At 42.2% G+C, this 16,498-nt stretch carries 17 protein-coding genes and 1 pseudogene; 16 read left to right on the top strand and 2 right to left on the bottom strand.

What is annotated here, in order from left to right; genetic code table 11:
* Positions 1-8: 8 nt before the first annotated feature.
* Positions 9-521, top strand: a complete 513-nt coding sequence (locus ACI3E5_RS09550) for an adenine phosphoribosyltransferase (RefSeq protein WP_005226167.1) — start codon at positions 9-11, stop codon at positions 519-521.
* Positions 522-597: 76 nt separating this feature from the next.
* Here the strand turns inward: ACI3E5_RS09550 and ACI3E5_RS09545 are convergent, their stop codons facing one another.
* Positions 598-810 (bottom strand): hypothetical protein, encoded by a 213-nt coding sequence (locus ACI3E5_RS09545; protein ID WP_005236082.1) that lies wholly within the window; start codon positions 808-810, stop codon positions 598-600.
* A gap of 128 nt (positions 811-938) precedes the next feature.
* Positions 939-1,559, bottom strand: coding sequence for a transcriptional repressor LexA (gene lexA / locus ACI3E5_RS09540; protein WP_325845159.1), 621 nt, complete (start codon positions 1,557-1,559; stop codon positions 939-941).
* Between the two features lie 136 nt (positions 1,560-1,695).
* Here lexA and ACI3E5_RS09535 point away from each other — a divergent pair, with 136 nt between their 5' ends.
* The 15 genes and pseudogenes from ACI3E5_RS09535 to ACI3E5_RS09465 all read left to right on the top strand — a co-directional run.
* Positions 1,696-1,935: a DUF896 family protein gene (locus ACI3E5_RS09535; RefSeq protein ID WP_005226164.1), complete on the top strand. Its 240-nt coding sequence runs from the start codon at positions 1,696-1,698 to the stop codon at positions 1,933-1,935.
* Positions 1,936-2,034: 99 nt separating this feature from the next.
* Positions 2,035-4,032: a transketolase gene (tkt, locus tag ACI3E5_RS09530; protein WP_060791961.1), complete on the top strand. Its 1,998-nt coding sequence runs from the start codon at positions 2,035-2,037 to the stop codon at positions 4,030-4,032.
* Between the two features lie 381 nt (positions 4,033-4,413).
* On the top strand, positions 4,414-5,421 hold the full coding sequence (locus tag ACI3E5_RS09525; RefSeq protein ID WP_325845160.1) for a hypothetical protein: 1,008 nt from the start codon (positions 4,414-4,416) through the stop codon (positions 5,419-5,421).
* 12 nt (positions 5,422-5,433) lie between these two features.
* A complete protein-coding gene (locus tag ACI3E5_RS09520) occupies positions 5,434-6,822 on the top strand; it encodes a hypothetical protein (RefSeq protein ID WP_498821577.1) in 1,389 nt (462 codons plus the stop codon).
* A 309-nt stretch (positions 6,823-7,131) separates the two neighbouring features.
* A complete protein-coding gene (locus ACI3E5_RS09515; protein WP_325845162.1) occupies positions 7,132-8,010 on the top strand; it encodes a glucosaminidase domain-containing protein in 879 nt (292 codons plus the stop codon).
* A 198-nt stretch (positions 8,011-8,208) separates the two neighbouring features.
* Complete coding sequence (cysK, locus tag ACI3E5_RS09510; protein WP_005226159.1) at positions 8,209-9,138, top strand: cysteine synthase A; 930 nt, start codon at positions 8,209-8,211, stop codon at positions 9,136-9,138.
* 168 nt (positions 9,139-9,306) lie between these two features.
* Complete coding sequence (locus ACI3E5_RS09505) at positions 9,307-9,747, top strand: Fur family transcriptional regulator (protein WP_005226158.1); 441 nt, start codon at positions 9,307-9,309, stop codon at positions 9,745-9,747.
* A complete protein-coding gene (locus tag ACI3E5_RS09500; RefSeq protein ID WP_015509753.1) occupies positions 9,744-10,130 on the top strand; it encodes a RidA family protein in 387 nt (128 codons plus the stop codon). The genes ACI3E5_RS09505 and ACI3E5_RS09500 overlap by 4 nt, the downstream gene beginning before the upstream one ends.
* A 111-nt stretch (positions 10,131-10,241) precedes the next feature.
* Complete coding sequence (locus ACI3E5_RS09495) at positions 10,242-10,943, top strand: DnaD domain protein (RefSeq protein ID WP_010748401.1); 702 nt, start codon at positions 10,242-10,244, stop codon at positions 10,941-10,943.
* A gap of 24 nt (positions 10,944-10,967) precedes the next feature.
* Entirely contained in the window at positions 10,968-11,624 is a 657-nt protein-coding gene (nth, locus tag ACI3E5_RS09490) for an endonuclease III (protein WP_195960721.1), read from the top strand.
* A gap of 594 nt (positions 11,625-12,218) precedes the next feature.
* The gene (locus ACI3E5_RS09485; RefSeq protein ID WP_325845163.1) at positions 12,219-12,593 is read left to right on the top strand and encodes an EF2685/EF0750 family sortase-dependent surface protein; all 375 of its coding nucleotides are present in this window, start codon (positions 12,219-12,221) and stop codon (positions 12,591-12,593) included.
* A 14-nt stretch (positions 12,594-12,607) separates the two neighbouring features.
* On the top strand, positions 12,608-13,411 hold the full coding sequence (locus ACI3E5_RS09480; protein WP_015509752.1) for a WxL domain-containing protein: 804 nt from the start codon (positions 12,608-12,610) through the stop codon (positions 13,409-13,411).
* 41 nt (positions 13,412-13,452) lie between these two features.
* On the top strand, positions 13,453-14,265 hold the full coding sequence (locus ACI3E5_RS09475) for a WxL domain-containing protein (RefSeq protein ID WP_498821574.1): 813 nt from the start codon (positions 13,453-13,455) through the stop codon (positions 14,263-14,265).
* A 13-nt stretch (positions 14,266-14,278) separates the two neighbouring features.
* Entirely contained in the window at positions 14,279-15,406 is a 1,128-nt protein-coding gene (locus ACI3E5_RS09470) for a WxLIP family cell surface protein (RefSeq protein ID WP_413132473.1), read from the top strand.
* Positions 15,381-16,498: pseudogene (locus ACI3E5_RS09465) on the top strand (pectate lyase-like adhesive domain-containing protein); the annotation flags it as partial. The gene ACI3E5_RS09470 and the pseudogene ACI3E5_RS09465, both read left to right, overlap by 26 nt.

The raw sequence follows: 16,498 nt of genomic DNA, 5'->3' as shown, positions 1-16,498 counted from the left end.
GAAAGAAAATGGATTTAAAAGAGTATATTGCTAGTATTCCTGATTATCCCCAAGAGGGAATTATTTTTCGGGACATCTCGCCATTGATGGCAGATGGAGAAGCGTATCGGTATGCGACACAACAAATCGTTGAGTATGCACAAGAAAAAGGCATCGATATGGTGGTAGGTCCTGAAGCCCGCGGCTTTATCGTTGGTTGTCCAGTTGCCTATCAATTAGGTGTCGGCTTTGCCCCAGTACGTAAAAAAGGCAAATTGCCACGGGAAACGATTGAAGCAGAATATGAAAAAGAGTACGGTGTGGATGTCTTGACGCTGCACGCCGATGCCATCAAACCAGGTCAACGTGTCTTGATCTGTGATGATCTACTAGCAACTGGTGGAACGATCAAAGCAACGATCGAACTCGTAGAAAAACTAGGTGGTATCGTTGTTGGCTGTGCCTTCTTGATCGAACTGATGGATCTACATGGAAGAGACAAGATCCAAGGTGTCGAAATCAAGACGTTAATGGAATACTAAAAAAGCAGAAACAAAAAAGGACTCGCTGGAGTCCTTTTTTGTTTCTGCTGCCTTATGGGCGTATGTAGGGGAAGGATCATGGTTCATAACGATAAAAATCATGATCGTGATAATAATGGCGGTTACGTTTGCGCTCTGCTTGGCGGAATTTCTTTTCATCCCAAAGCATGAACCAAAGCATCATTAGAGGGCAAAAAATCAGAACAGCACTTAAAACGCCAAAATAGCCAATAACAATTCCCATCAATAATACCCACAACATAAAACCAAATCGACGAACTGCTTTCATCTCATTCACTCCTTAAATAATACGAACTTATGTTTGTATACTTATTATACGAATGTTTGTTCGCTTTGTAAAGAGGAAAGAAAAAAATCTTCGTAAAAACGAAGATTTCCTAGTCAGCTCGTTGAGCATCAAAGCAGATGGCGATACAATCCAACAACCAATCCTAAAATCGTTACGTCAGGCAAAATGATTGGGTCTAAATAATCATTTTCTGGTTGTAAACGAATGTAATTCTTTTCTTTATAGAATCGTTTGCACGTAGCTTCGTCTTCATCTGTCATAGCAATCACGATATCGCCATTTTGAGCACTTTGTTGTTTACGAACGATTACTTGATCACCGTCGAGAATGCCAGCATTGATCATACTTTCTCCTCGGATCGTCAACATGAATAAACTTCCTGTGCTATTCGCTAAATCTGGCGGAATCGGAAAGAAAGCGGATGCATCTTCCACAGCTAAAATCGGTTCTCCAGCAGTTACGACACCAAGCATCGGAATGGATGCTGGTTGAACATCGATTTTTTCAAGACCGGAAGCAGTTAATTCAATGGCTCTGGGTTTTGTAGGATCTCGTAAGATCAGCCCTTTCTTTTCAAGTCGGGACAAATGGCCATGAACAGTTGAGGTAGAAGATAACTGAACGGCTTCGCCAATTTCGCGAACAGTCGGCGGATAGCCTTTTTCAGTGACACGTGTGTGAATGAACTTAAGAATTTCGATTTGTCGATTTTCTGTTCGTTTTGCCAAAACTGACACCTTCTTTCATTTGATAACCTTAGTGTACCATAGCTATATCGATTATTCAAACAAATGTTCGCTTTTTGTGCTATTGTTTTTGCTCGCTAGTTTGTAGTAAAATCAAGAGGGAAAAGGAGGAACAACTATGCTATCTCAAGAAAAATTAGCACGAATCAATGAACTTGCCAACAAGAAAAAAACAGAAGGATTGACTGAGGCTGAGACCCACGAACAAAAAGTTCTGCGTGAAGAGTATTTAACCGCCTTTCGTGGAGGGATGCGACACCATATCGAAGGAATGAAAATCGTTGACCCTGAAGGTGCTGATGTAACACCAGAGAAGTTAAAAGAGATTCAAAAGAAAAAAGGTCTCCACGGCAGATAATTGTGAATTCCTTTTCATTGCTATTGAAATAAGCTTCTGAATCACGTATAATGAAAGATGTAATAAAGGTAAAAAAACCTAAATTAGGAGGAACTACCATTGTTTGATAAAATCGATCAATTAGGAGTGAACACCCTTCGTACATTAAGTATCGAAGCCGTACAAAAAGCCAATTCAGGACATCCAGGATTACCGATGGGGGCAGCACCCATGGCCTATGCCTTGTGGACGAAACACTTGAAAGTCAATCCAACGACTTCTCGCAACTGGGTGGATCGTGACCGTTTTGTTTTGTCTGCTGGACACGGTTCGGCGTTATTGTACAGCTTGTTGCACGTGTCTGGCTACGATGTGACCATTGAGGATCTAAAAAACTTCCGTCAATGGGATAGCCGCACGCCAGGGCATCCAGAAGTCGATCACACAGACGGCGTGGAAGCAACCACTGGACCTTTAGGACAAGGGATCGCCATGGCAGTCGGTATGGCGATGGCCGAAGCCCACTTGGCAGCAACCTACAATCGCGACAAGTATCAAGTCATTGATCACTATACCTACGCTTTATGCGGCGATGGCGACTTGATGGAAGGTGTTTCGCAAGAAGCGGCATCCATGGCTGGTCACATGAAATTAGACAAACTGATCGTCTTGTACGATTCAAATGACATCTCCCTAGATGGCCCAACTTCAAAAGCCTTTACAGAAAATGTCGGTGCGCGTTTTGAAGCATATGGCTGGCAACACATTCTCGTTGAAGACGGCAATGATTTAGAAGCGATCTCGAAAGCGATCGACGAAGCAAAAGCTGAAAGCGACAAACCAACCTTGATCGAAATCAAGACTGTGATCGGATACGGTGCGCCAAATCAAGGCACCTCTGCCGTTCATGGTGCGCCGATCGGTGCCGAAGGCATTTCTGCAGCTAAAGCGATTTATGGTTGGGAATACCCAGAATTTACCGTGCCTGAAGAAGTTGCCGCGCGCTTCAAAGAAACCATGATCGATGAAGGGCAAAAAGCTGAAGCAGCTTGGAACGAAACCTTCCGTGCCTATGAAGCAGCCTACCCAGAACTTGCGGCGCAATTCAAACAAGCTTTTGCAGGTGAATTGCCAGCAGATTGGGATGCAGCATTACCAAGCTACGAAGTTGGCAGCTCACAAGCTAGTCGAGTATCCAGCAAAGAGATGATCCAAGCCTTATCCAAAGCCGTCCCTAGTCTCTGGGGTGGATCGGCTGACCTTTCTGGATCCAACAACACGATGGTGGCAGCAGAAAAAGACTTTGAACCTGGCCAATACGAAGGCCGCAACATTTGGTTTGGCGTCCGAGAATTTGCGATGGCGGCAGCGATGAACGGCATCCAATTGCATGGCGGTACGCGAATCTATGGCGGAACCTTCTTCGTCTTCGTTGATTACTTGCGTCCAGCGGTGCGCTTGTCTGCGATCCAGCATGCACCTGTGATCTATGTCTTGACGCATGACTCCGTGGCGGTTGGAGAAGATGGACCGACACATGAGCCAATCGAGCAATTAGCCAGCGTCCGTTGCATGCCAAATGTCCAAGTGATTCGTCCAGCAGACGGCAATGAAACCCGTGCTGCCTGGAAATTGGCCATGACGACAACGGATAAACCAACAGTCTTAGTCTTAAGCCGACAAAATCTACCAGTGATCGAAGGCACGCAAACCGGTGCGGATGAAAATGTCGCAAAAGGTGGTTACGTGATTTCAAAACAAGCTGGTGAAACACCAGCGGGGATTTTGATCGCCACAGGTTCTGAAGTGAATCTTGCGGTCCAAGCACAAGCTAAATTGGCAGAAGAAGGCATCGATGTATCGGTGGTCTCCTTACCAAGCTTTGATTTGTTTGAAGCACAAAGCTCAGAATACAAAGAAAGCGTCTTGCCAAAAGCAGTGAAGAAACGGGTAGCGATCGAAGCAGCTTCCCCATTTGGTTGGGAACGTTACACCGGTTGCCATGGAAAAGTGATCGCGATCGATCATTTCGGTGCATCGGCACCTGGTGACAAAGTCTTAGCGGAATTCGGCTTCAGTGTTGAGAATGTCGTGAATACTTTCAAATCAATCGATTAATTGATCGACAATCAATCAAAAATAGCACGTTCGAGAATCTTTTCGATTTTCGAGCGTGTTTTTTTGTCTGGAGCATGGTTAGAGAACCACAAGGGAGAGGAATGAGAAACGCAAGTCACCGATTCAACAGGAAAATACTTTCTATCGATGAGCCAATCGTCAGAGAGAAACTGGTTCAAACAAATAATAAACGTCACTTTGTTGTATAAAATTGAATATATATGAATAAAAATACTGGTTTTCGTTGTTGCAAGGCTGGTTCCTGTGTATAGTTAAAGAAAAGGAAACTAAACAATAAGAGCCAAGGAGAATGGCTCAAGAAAAGAGAACAGGGAAGAACGACTACTTGAAGAAAGAGGAATAAGGAGATGGAAAAACACGATGAAAAGGTTGAGGGTTAGTCACACGAACCGACGAAAGAAATGCGGCGTTATGAGTGGAAAAAAGAAAAAAACCATTCTTTTGGTAATACTACTGCTAAAGCTATTTTCACGAGACGTTTACGCAACAGAATTGAATGAAATTGCAACAGGTGATGAAGCAAACGTTGTGATACATACTGATTTTCTCAAGAGTGAAGTGACAAATCCGTCTATTTATCTCACCTATACGGCCGTTCCGTCAAGTGGAAGTGAGATAGTTGATGTTCACGTTGAGATCAATGGGGCATACCATAGTCATCTTTATTTGAAAGATGAAAACAATCACGAAACAGTGGAGGAATTCGAATTCGGCAGTGGAATCGTTGTTTTGCCCTATCATCAATCAGAAGCGATGTATCTTGAGCTTGTAGCGGTTGACAGCAGCGGCGCCAGTGGGCGATTCAAATTAGAACATCCGATTACTGTGGTAGATCCACCCGCTCTGCCGTCACCAACTCCTGATGAAATTAGTACTGAATTCTTTTGGGAGGATGAAAGAACATTTGTGAACAATCGCTTATACATGGGAATCGCTGGAGAAACAGAAATAGACCGATTCCGAGTATCAGAAGCGAAGATCCATGAAGCAGTCGAATCGATTGGCGGGACAATTTTGCAAGAAGCGGATTGGTCATGGCACATTCTCATAGGTGTCAAAAAAAGTACCGCTGAAGAGCTGATCGCCATGATTATGAGCCTGGTGACGAATTATCCTGAGGTCTTCGACGGGGGCAGTTTAGATATAATTGAGAATGTCGGACATGCAGGAGAGACAAGTGAGACATTTGATGTGGACACGAACGAGACCTTAAATGATCCGTTGGTCTATGCACGATCAAATGAGGCTGCAGCTTCTACTGAGCCGTTGGAGATTTCCTCCGGAATGACACTATTTCTTTATATAATAATGGTAATACCAGTTCCAAGTTTGGTCGTAACATGGTTTTTACTCAGACACAAACGCTAAATAGGAGGAAAAATGGAAATAAAAAAGAAACGATTGCGCAATAAAGTCGTGGTATTAGTGATCATCTTGCTGTTTACACCCAAAATCAGTCATGCTGAAACGAATAGTAATACAGAAAGAGACGGGCAAACGATCATAAACATGGAAGATAAACCGATCATCGAACTACTCAGTGAAGAGCCTGGTGCAGAATTAAATGTGCCCTTTTTTGAGATAATCTACGCAATAACCCCTACTACAGGCAGTTTTATTGATGAAGTGTTCGTGAAGGTCGATGGGGAATTCGATCGTTATCTTTTTCGAAGTATCACTTCATCAGTAATGATCGAACCCGGTCGAAAAATAGCTGACGCACGTTTCTTTCTTCCAACTGAATCTGAAGCGCATCGATTTGAACTTGTAGCCATTGACAGCACAGGAGCAATGGCGACCTATTCATTTGAAGAACCATTTTATATGAAAGAATCTCCAGGCCTACCTGCACTGTTTTTGGAGGATATCACTACTTATGAGGCAGACGGCGTAAAAAAGGGTTTTGTGAACAATCGCATACACCTTGAAATCGACCGTGCTGCTCGCGATGAGCAGTTTCCCACATTGACTGAACAATTGTTGGATAGTCTCATCACACGTGAAGCTCAATTTTTAGCTGGACCTGATCAAAATGATCGAGTAACAATTGAAGTAGCACCCTTTTCCTTTGAGGAATTTCATCAGATCCTCTTTGAAATCAGACAATTTTCTTCTGGGTTGATCAAAAGGGGAGCTTTGGAAGAAATTGATCCCGCGACTGTTTCACTTGATCCTAGAGACGAAAAGCATGCAGCTCGGCCCATGACAATTACTTCAGATATGGTTCAGACAGGGTGGGTCCCTGGACTATTTTTGCGCAAATATCAAACGAATCTGCTCAGGTTTAAGTTTACTCTTAGTGAGGAGAATTATTTGCTGCACAAGTACTTTCCGTCCACTGATTTAGGACGATCATTGTTCTATCAACGGGCGGACGATGCCGTAAGGCAAATCGATGGAATCAGAGTAATCGATCCTCTGCCGATGTTTCCGTATATATGGGTAGAACTCGATGAAAATAGTCCCAATGAATTGATCGAAAAAGCCCAAAAAGTAATGAGAGAATCCGCGGATGTATTTGACCAAGCAGAGATGGTCTTGATCAATGATTATCTAAATGGCGAACCATTCTACGAAGAGGTGCATAGGCAAGTACCAGTTGTGATCAATGAGAATGGTACCGTAGGCTCGCTGTCTTCGGTAAAATGGATAGGGATCACACCGACTATGAAGTCAATTTACCGCACTATCATAAGTCTCCCCATAATTTACTTATGCTTCATTTTTTGTGTGTATCTTTGGAACCGAGTGCGTTTTCGTCCCAAATAGTTTTAGATTTTTCAGGAATCGACGGCGATCAACAAGGCAGGTTCAGAAAGGAGCTAAGAAAGCAAGGTGGTTGAAGGAGGCTGAATTGTTGCAAATTTGCTTTTTGCTTATTCTTGAAACAGAGAAGAAGAAAGTGAAAAAAATTTTAAAAGTTTTTTGTTTTGTTGAGAATACTAAGAATGTTCGTTTAGTTTTTTAAAAGACTCTTTCCAAAGTGTAAAGTGATCATTGTTTGCACTGTTAGATGTTTTTCCGTATAATAGCTGTATTGATTTATTTGAAAAAACGTACAGTTACTGGAGGAAAAAAATGGGAAGTTATCAAACAAGAAGTGAAAGACATCATCAACCAAAGAAGACGATAAAAAGACCTACTAAAAAGGCGGTGGTCTCTTTGATGGGGGCAGGAATGATGTTAGCGCCAATGACGGTCACTTTCGTTCCTCAACAGGTACAAGCTGCTGAGAATCAATACGCAACGCAGGACATTTCAGGTTTTATCGAGCAAATTGGCTGGTCAGCACAAGATGTTGCTGCCAACAATGATCTCTATGCTTCTGTGATGATTGCTCAAGCGATTTTGGAAAGCGGCTATGGTTCTTCCGCGTTATCCAATGCACCCTATTACAATTTGTTTGGGGTCAAAGGCAGTTACAACGGACAAAGTGTCTATATGCCTACACAAGAGTATTTGAATGGTCAGTGGGTAGAGATGAATGAACCGTTTCGTCAATATAACTCTTACTGGGAATCGTTTCAGGATCATGCGAATGTCTTGCGCAGCACGAGTTTCGCGACAGGAACTGCTCATTACAGTGGTGTTTGGAAAAGCCAAACAACCTCATTTTATGATGCAACGAATTACTTGACGGGGCGCTATGCTACCGATCCAGGGTATGCACAAAAACTGAACTGGTTAATTGAAACGTATCAGCTCACACGCTTTGATACTGGGGCAACGCAAAGTACCGCATGGACAAATACAACGAGCACGACTAGCACCAGTACTACGCAAACTACAACGACGACTCAGGTAAACAGCGGATCTACATCGCAGAGCTATTACGTTGCTTCAGGCGATACACTTTGGGATATCGCCAATAAATTTGGTACAACGGTCGACGCTCTAATGGCAACAAATGGGTTATCTAGTGAGGTCATTGTTGTTGGCCAAGAATTAATCGTTTAATTATCTGATACCGCCTTAAGAATGATTGCTCTAAATGGCATCATTCTTAAGGTTTTTTTGTAATGGAAAAACAAAATAAAGAAAGTGAATACAAACAAATATAAAAAAATAAGAAAAAAATTGAAATTGCTTACTTTTTATTCGCAACTCGGGGTTATTTTAGGTAGAATGGAAGAATAAGAACGGGAGGGATTTTCAATGACAAAAATCTATCAATCGGTCAATGAGTTAGTTGGGCATACGCCAATCGTCAAATTAAATCACATCGTAGAAGAAGGTTCTGCGGATGTGTATCTGAAATTAGAGTTCTTCAATCCTGGGGGAAGTGTCAAGGACAGAATTGCTTTAGCCATGATTGAAAAAGCAGAAAAAAATGGCTTGTTAAAAGCTGGTGATACCATCATCGAACCAACATCTGGGAATACTGGGATCGGCTTAGCCATGATCGGTACGGCAAAAGGCTATCGTGTCGTGCTGGTTATGCCAGAAACCATGAGTATTGAAAGACGTAAAATTGTTCAAGCTTATGGCGCAGAGTTGATTTTGACCCCTGGGTCTGAAGGAATCACTGGTTCTATCAATAAAGCAAAAGAATTAGCAGAACAAGACGGCTATTATATGCCATTACAATTTGAAAACCCAGCCAATCCAGAAGTCCATGAAAAAACGACAGGGAAAGAAATTGAGGATGCGTTTGAATCTAAAGGGTTAGACGCTTTTGTTGCTGGGATCGGCACAGGTGGCACGATCACTGGTGCGGGGAAGGAATTGAAGCGCGTCTATCCTAATTTGAAGATCGTGGGCGTTGAGCCTGCAGAATCAGCTATTTTAGGAGGTGGCAAACCTGGTCCCCATAAGATCCAAGGGATCGGCACGGGATTTGTTCCTAAAGTACTAGACACTGAGATTTATGATCAGGTGATTGCCATCGCTAGTGAGGATGCCATGGAAACTGCGCGTCAAGTTGGGATGAAAGAAGGAATCTTAGTAGGAATTTCTTCTGGTGCAGCGATCAAAGCGGCATTAGAGGTTGCTAAGGACTTAGGAAAAGGCAAAAAAGTCTTAGCGATCGTACCAGATAATGGTGAACGCTATTTGTCTACGGCACTGTATCAGTTTGAAGACTAGCAAAGAGGGGGAAAGCAGGCATTCGTTTGTCTGCTTTTCTTTCTCGAAAAACTGAGGGAAGACGGGCTAGGCAAATGCGTTATTCCTTTAAAAAAACAAGGAAAGCTGTTTGAATTTTTAGGTTTTACATAGTATGATAGGTAAGATAAGAGAAATGGAGGAACTCCTGTGAGTACGATCTACGATGAAGCGATCAAACGATTAAAACATGAAAATATTCGTATTACACCGCAGCGAGTAGCGATATTAGAATTTTTAGCCAGTCACGATGCCCATCCGACCGCTGAAGAGATTTATCGGGCGATCGAAGTTCATTTTCCTGGTATAAGTGTCGCAACGGTATACAATAACTTACGTTTGTTCACAGAAATTGGCTTTGTAAAAGAAATGAATTATGGAGATGCCTCCAGTCGTTTTGATTTTACAACGGAGCCTCATTATCATGCTATCTGCCAAAAGTGTGGAAAGATCGCTGATTTTTACTATCCAGGATTGGAAGATGTCGAGATGGCGGCTTCGAAATTAACTGGGTATCAAATAAATAACCATCGACTAGAAGTTTATGGTCTATGTCCTGAATGCCAAGTGAAAGAGGAGGAAACAAAATGAAGATAATTTCTACAGATCAAGCACCACAAGCAATCGGTCCTTATGTTCAAGCAAAAATCGCAAACGGCTTTTTGTTTGCTTCTGGTCAAGTGCCATTAGATCCTGTTTCGGGGGAAGTTGTCGGTACGACGATTGAAGTACAGACTCAGCAAGTATTGAAAAATATCAACGCGATTCTTGAAGCGGCGGAACTTACGCCAGATGACATCGTTAAGACGACATGTTTTTTAAAAAATATGAATGATTTCGTTCCTTTCAATAATACGTATAGCACATTGTTCAATGAAGCGTTACCTGCACGTTCTGCTGTCGAAGTTGCTCGCTTACCAAAAGATGTTTTGGTTGAAGTTGAGATCATCGCAGCAGTCAAAGAAAAAGCGTAACCAACAAAGAATCGTGGGACGTCCGCATTTGCGTCGTCCCCTTTTTATTGATTCGATCCTGATAGGAAGAATCTTAATGTTTCAAGTGAGCCAAGGAGAAGAGGATGTAGTATGGTTTCGTTAAAGGAATATTTGGCAAAAGGGCAAACGACGATTTCAAATTTGCTTTTAGAGAATTACCATCATCTTGGTTTGACGAATGATGAATTTTTGTTATGGCTGCAACTGTATCGCAGCCATGAGCAAGGCAATGATTTTCCAGATTTACGTGAGATCGCCTCGGTGATGGGCAGCGACCAAAAAGAGATCTATCATTGGTTGAATCAATTGCTGAAAAAAGATGTGCTGCGAATGGGTTCTAAAAAAGACGACGCAGGAAAAATGGTTGATTATTATGATTTCACTGGCATTTATGAACGGCTCGAGTTTCTTTTACAGCAGCAATCCAAAAAAGAAGTCGCTGAAACAAATGAAGAGAAGATTCGCGAGTTGTATCGCTTATTTGAAGGAGAATTTGGTCGCCCCTTATCGGCGATCGAATACCAACGGATCGGGCAGTGGTTGGATGAGGACCACTATGATCCCGAGCTGGTCCAGTTTGCTTTGCGAGAAGCGGTCTTGAATCAAGCGTATAGTTTAAACTATATCGATCGTATTTTGCTTTCGTGGGAACGCAAGAATATTACCTCAAAAGCGCAAGTAGAAGAAGAGCAAAAAAGAAGAAAAAAACAGTTTCTTCAAAATGAAACCACGCCACAAGAAGATGGCCCAATGCCCAAAATCCCTATGCATAATTGGTTAGAAGGAGAGTAAGATACAAGGAGTTTAATTCGTCCAATGATCAGTAAAGAAAAAACAATGACTGCGATAGAAATAATGTATGAGATGTTTCCTGAAGCACATGGAGAACTAGTGTCACAAAATGCCTTTGAATTGCTGATTGCTGTCATTCTAAGCGCACAGGCAACGGACGTGTCAGTTAATAAAGTGACACCGGCACTTTTTGAAGCATATCCAACGCCGCAGGCTCTCAGCGAGGCGCCGTTAGAAGACATTATTGAAAAAATCAAATCGATTGGCCTCTATCGAAACAAAGCGAAAAATATCAAAACTTGTGCCTCTGAATTGTTGCTGCGTTTTGGAGGCGAAGTGCCTCAAACCAGAGAAGACTTAATTTCTTTGCCAGGTGTCGGCAGAAAAACAGCGAACGTCGTTCTTGGCGATGCGTTTGGCATTCCAGCAATCGCTGTCGATACGCATGTCGAGCGGGTATCAAAAAGGCTGCGCATCTGTAAACTAGACGCCAACGTATTAGAAGTCGAACAAACATTGATGAAAAAGATTCCAGATACGTTGTGGGTCAAAACGCATCACACGTTAATTTTCTTTGGTCGTTATCATTGCACAGCACGGGCACCTAAGTGTGAGGTTTGTCCATTGTTGACAATGTGCCAAGAAGGAAAACTTCGGATGAAGGGGAAGAAAACCATTTAATGGTGAACATAAACCAAAAATAACTAGGATCAAGACGCTAAGCGAAATCGCTTAGCGTTTTTTTTGCACAAATTGATAAAAAAACAGGTAATTAACGTAATACCCTTTATTAAAGCCCTTTCAAGTAACTGGAAAAACATAAGCTTACTGAATTTTTTTGATTACACCACTCAAAATCAGATTTTTTTTCACAAAGAGATCGTGTGAGGGATGATGCTCGATGCGAAATGAACCTTCCGATACGCCTTTTTTTTGAAACTATTTGTAAGCTTAGTATGATGGGTTTCTTTCGCACAATTTTCACCCTTTCTTTTTATAAAACTGCTTATTTTTGTTCAATAAAACGTAAAATTAATAAGAAAATTCACCTATTGGTGAAAAATAGTATTTCAAATCTGTGAAAATCATCAGTATAGTGAACTTTGTCAAAGGTTATAAGTCTTTCTCTGCTATTTTACGAATGACAGAAAAAGCGTTGCACAGTTCAAATGATTCTGTAACGATCTCAAAATCATTTTTTGTTAACGGGTCTTAGACAAACACAGTTTTGAAAGATCACTTATAAGATGTGGCAAGTATAGAGGAGGAGGGAGAATGAAAGGAGAAAAGGTATGGAAATTAGTTCGTATGGTTCTGTTTTGCACTCTTTTTTATGGGATAACTATTTCTACGGCAGCGGTGAATGCTCAGGAAGTGCAGTCGGTTGAAACAGAAAGCTCTGTGCTTTTTACCGGTGTTTATGAGCCTATTGGGCAACCCGAACCAGCACCGACAGCAGGCCCTACAGAGAATATCTCGCCACCAAACGAGGTAGCAAAACCAGGTGGTATTTTACCAAAGACCAACGAGACAAGAACTTACGGCGGAATCTTACTTGGATTACTGCTCGTACTGGTTGTATTGTATGTGCAATATACCAAACATCGGTCAAAATTTATGATGGTTAAAAAGAAAAGACAAATAATTTGAAAGCAGGGATGAATTTGAAATTCGTACGATTTGCATCGGCAGCTGTTTTAGCTGCAACTTTATTTACTATTAGCGCGCAAGCCTTCGCTACTGAAAGTGTAACAAACCATGATACAGAAGGGAAAGTTCTCTTTGTACCAAACGATAGCGAAGCGACAGTGGTTCAACCACCAAATCCTGGTCCTAATGGTCCAGATGTAGAGATCAATCCAGTCGGCCCGGAAGGACAAACGGGACCATTGACGATTGCTTACGCACCTACGCTTAATTTCGGTGAGCAAGTGATTTCTAATACCGATCAAGAATATAAGCTAGTGGCTGAATTACACAAGCTAAAAGACGCGGAAGATAGTGAAGAAAGAGTTCCATATGTTTCATTTGCTCAAGTCCAAGATACGCGTGGGACAAATGCTGGGTGGGATTTAAAAGTTTCCTTAAGTGCTTTTGAATCAGGAACACAGAATAATGAACTGACTGGAGCACGAATTCGTTTTAATTCGCCAAAATTGGAATATAACGGAAGCAACCAAGAAAATGAACCACAAATTCATGCGGATGGATTGATTTTAGATGCTACAAATAGTGAGCGTTCGGTTCTGACCGCTGCTCAAACAAAAGGTGCTGGCGTATCGTCAGTCGTTTGGGGCGATCAGGAAGAAATCAATCGACAAGTGGAAGCAGGCGCAGAGGTTGTTGAAAATGCTGGAATCGAGTTACTTGTTCCTGGATCAACAGCAAAAGACGCTGCTCTTTATGAAGCAACCCTTACTTGGACATTGGCTGCAACAGCTGGACCGGACGGAGAAACGGTCCAATAACTTGGTTTTGTACTGAATAAAAAAGAAAGAAGGAACTAGAAATGAAAAAGATTCGTTTAGCTACGGTCGCTGTATTATCCACCACTTTACTAGCAGGAGGCGTTCAAGCCTTTGCCCAATCTTCATTAGAAACGACTACCGATAACGTTGTAGGGTTTACCTCAGACGGAAGCGATCTAACAGTCGTACAACCGCCAGTCGTGCACCCAGAAGTAGAAACGATCGAACCAACACCGCCAGGACAAACGGGTCCATTTACCATTGCTTATGCACCACAAACATTCGATTTTGGTCAGAATGCAATTTCTACCAGTGATCGTTGGTATTCAATCGTTGCTGATGAGCGTAATTTGGCTGATCAATCAGGTACGACACCGTATGTATCGTTTGCCCAAGTGCAAGATACCCGAGGAACGCATGCTGGTTGGACATTAAATGTTAGTCTAACTGATTTTACTTCTGAATCAGGGGATGTCTTGACTGGGGCAAAAATCAAGTTGGCAAACCCTGAGATCGTGTTCAACAAAGTCGAGGGTGATCCAGACTTACAGCCAAGTGCCGTTATCAATAATGAAGAACAAAATGCGTTGATCTTAGATGTCAACGATCAAGACATTCCTGTCATGCGTGCTTCGGTCGGTCAAGGCGCGGGCGCTTCATCGATTTACTGGGGAGATCAAGAAAAATTGACGGAACAAAATCTTAATAAACAAGAAGGCGAAATTATCAGAAATGATGATATTCAACTATTTGTACCAGGTTCTACCACGCAGCTAGCAACTAACTATACTGCGGAAATGACATGGACGCTAACTGCTTCTGTTGATAGTGGCGGCGAAACAGTAAATCCGTAAGAAGGATCATAGCTTGCAACAAGAAACAACTGGCAGGAATAGTAAATTATTCCTGCCTTTTTTGGAAGGAGAACCACTTTTGACTGAACAACGTATGAGAATGAAATGGATAAAAACGGTTACCTATGCGGTCATCCTATTATCATTCTTTTTTTCACCAAGATTGAGCTATGCTCAGACAGAATCAGAATTAAACTTCTATGTGACGCCTATCTTACCGGAAAGTCAGCTGGAAGGAGGGGCATTGGGGTATTTCGATTTAAATCTTGGGGCAGGAGAACGTGATGAATTGGCTTTAGAGATCGAAAATGGTTCTGATCAAGCGATCGAAATAGAAATTTCTGCCCATACGGCATTTACGAATGTGAATGGTGTTGTGGAATATGGTAGGGATGCAGAATCCCCTGATCCGACTTTACCTGCATCAATTGATGAACTGGTAGAGGTGCCTGAAACCGTATCGTTCGATCCATTAGAAAAACGAATCATTTCTTTACCGATTACGATGCCAGAAGAGGAATTTAAAGGGGTTTTGGCAGGTGGCATTCGAATCAAAGAGGTTATTTCGGAAGAGGAGCAAACACAATCTGCTGAACAAGGATTAGGTATTCGGAATGCATTTTCCTATGTCATTGGTGTGGTAGTAAGCAACAATCGGTCCGCAACGGATCCGGGATTGGAACTGCTTGATGTTTTTGCCGATCAAGTAAACTACCGAAACGTATTTAGTGCTGTTATCCAAAATTATACTTCAACATTTGTCAATCAATTGGAAGTAACAGCTGAAATTCGATCTGTTGGCAGTGAGACAATTTTATATGAAACAAGTCAATCAGCGATGCAAATGGCTCCTAATTCACATATGCATTTCCCAATTCCCTTGAATGGCGATCGTTTTCGTAATGGGGAGTATGTATTGAATCTTACTGCGCGGTCAGGAGAGGAAGAGTGGTTTTGGGAACAGACATTTAGCGTAGAGGCAGAAGATGCTCGCCGCTTAAATGAACTCGATGTCACTGTAGATACGTCACTCAATTGGTGGATGATCGCCACGGCTGGTCTAATCAGCTTGTTTCTATTGCTTGCGATCATCCTAATTGTTCGTCAGAAAAAAAATGCAAAGGAAGGTGGGAAAAGTTGAAATGAAGAATACCCCACACAAGGTAATAATTGCGATCATTATTGGATTGCTAAGTGTGCAAACTTTTTTTCCAAGTCTGAGCAGTTTACTATTGCCAGAAATCCACGCCATCGATCACACGATTGAACCATTGGACGAAACGCATAACATGTCCTTGCTTGATAAAGCAACACAACCGATCCAAACAAAAGAATTTGACATCCATACCCCTTTTTTTCAGTTTCCAGTTAGTGTGATTGAAGGTGTCGTGGATCAACCGATCGATGTTTTCGTCGTATCAAGCCAACCGTTAGATGAGATTACGCTGGTTGTAGCGAAAGAAGCAGCGATCGTGGAAGAAGAATTTGCTGCAGAAGTGAAGAGTAAAAAGCTGTCTGAAGAAGAACAGGAATGGACGCTTACCTTTGATGAAGAGCTAATGGAGTTCGAGATTCCTATCGTCTTTAATAAAATAGGCGATTATCAACTGGTTATAGGTGAAGCGGAACTAACGATCGAAGTACAGGCAGAAGATGACGAGGAAGAGGACTCGGATGATGATGCAGATAATGAAACGATCGAGACAGAAGTCTCACCATCAGAGACGCCGCAGGAAGGGGAACGAACCACGCAACCTTCCAATGACGCGAACCTAAACGAGAATCAGCAAGACACAGAAGCTGATCAAGCAGAAGCGATTGCCCAATTGACAGAACCGGTCACACCGTTAAACGAAATCAGTCATCGGGATGTTTCCAACTGGCAAGAATTTATGGCGGCAATCGTGAATAAAGATGTAAATTATATCAATATCGTAAACGACTTTGAATCTTCGGATAATCCTACTTAAGGAGTTTCTGGAGTGGCTGTGGGAAGTGCAACTTCCAACCCAACAAATGGATTAGCCTATATTTGGACCAATGCTTCTGGAATTTCAAGAACGCTTGTGATCGAAGGCAATGGGTATCAAATCGACTTTAGAGCTGTTGCTGTCGGATTTTATGATAGTACCGTCAATAGTGCAACGCCGTGGGACATCACGTACCAAAATATCGATATCGTCATGGCAACTATTATGGCTTCATGAATTTTACGAATATGAGCATTCCACAA

This window comes from Candidatus Enterococcus avicola, assembly GCF_047470845.1.
In the GTDB taxonomy this organism is placed as follows: domain Bacteria; phylum Bacillota; class Bacilli; order Lactobacillales; family Enterococcaceae; genus Enterococcus_D; species Enterococcus_D casseliflavus.
This window is presented reverse-complemented; position numbering and strand designations above follow the sequence as displayed.